This is a genomic window from Companilactobacillus halodurans, from assembly GCF_009600985.1.
In the GTDB taxonomy this organism is placed as follows: Bacteria; Bacillota; Bacilli; order Lactobacillales; family Lactobacillaceae; genus Companilactobacillus; species Companilactobacillus halodurans.
Genome location: NZ_VDFP01000134.1, coordinates 1 through 1410, shown reverse-complemented (window position 1 = coordinate 1410; position 1410 = coordinate 1). Strand labels below are relative to the sequence as shown.

The 1410-nt window shown below is 31.6% G+C and carries 1 protein-coding gene; it reads left to right on the top strand.

Annotated elements, in window-relative coordinates; genetic code table 11:
- A partial coding sequence (gene pepT, locus FHL06_RS13025) for a peptidase T (protein WP_153387023.1) occupies window positions 1-865 on the top strand: 865 nt, incomplete at its 5' end.
- Window positions 866-1410: the final 545 nt, after the last annotated feature.

Genomic DNA, 1410 nt, shown 5'->3' with positions numbered 1-1410 from the left:
GAAGTATGCTGGCCAAACTTTGATTACTACAAATGGTGAAACACTTTTGGGTTCAGATGATAAGTCTGGTGTATCTGAAATTATAACAGTGATGGAATACTTGATCAGTCATCCAGAAATTAAACATGGTAAAATCAAAATTGGTTTAGGACCTGATGAAGAAATTGGTACAGGTGCTAAGAATTTTGATGTTAAGGATTTTGGAGCCGACTTTGCTTACACAGTTGATGGTGGTCCAGTCGGACAATTAGAATTTGAAACGTTTAGTGCTGCTAGTCTAAAAGTTCATATTACTGGTAAAGATGTTCATCCATCTGGTGCTAAGGGAATCATGATTAATTCAATGTTGATTGCTAATGAGTTCCAAAGTATGTTGCCAGCTGATGAGGTACCAGAAAAGACTGAAGGTCGCGAAGGTTTCTTCTTGTTAACTGATGAACAAGGAACAATTGATCATACTGATATGTCATATATTATTCGTGACTTTGAACGTGATGGACTTGAAGCTCGTAAGAATAAAGTTACAGAAATTGTTAAAAAGTTAAATGATAAGTACGGTAAGGGCACCGTTGAAATTGATATGGGTGACCAATACTACAATATGTATGAGATTATGAAAGATCATATGGATGTAGTTAAAATTGCTGAACAAGCAATGAAGAATTTGGGCATTGAACCTGATGAAGCACCTGTTCGTGGTGGAACAGATGGATCAACTATTTCCTTCATGGGCTTGCCAACACCTAATTTATTTGCTGGTGGCGAGAATATGCATGGACGCTTTGAATATGTTTCTGAAGAGGCAATGGAAAAAGCTGTTGATGTTGTACTTGAAATTATTAGATTAAATAGTCAAAAGAAATAATAAATAAATTGTGAAATAAGGGTTGATAATCGTTAAATTATCAACTCTTATTTTTTTATGAAGTTTAACTGCATTAAAAAAAACTTATGTAACCTTATAGGATGAACATAAATTTTAAATTAAAATATATGTTTTACGAAAACATATATTAAAAAACAAAAAAATAAAAATATTATCCGACATTCATTCAGAAGAAATCAACAAATTTAAAAACAAATTTGAATAACATGATCCATTTGGCTGGGGGGGTATATCAAAGATAGGAATTTATCCCGTTTTTTTTTGCTAATAGCTATTCTTTTTTGAAATATTCTGATGATATACTTACTTTATTAGAGTATTGATAAAAATATTTCAAATAAACTAATATTTATCTTGTTATTATTATTCTTCGATTAATGCGGGGTATGCCTAGATAAGTATATATATTTCAACACACAGTCAAATATAAAGGGGAAAAAGTTTTATGGATTTAAAAAGAAAACTACTTTATGCAACATTGTTTGCGTCTAGCTGTCTGCTTTCAACAAATATTGTCAAAGCCG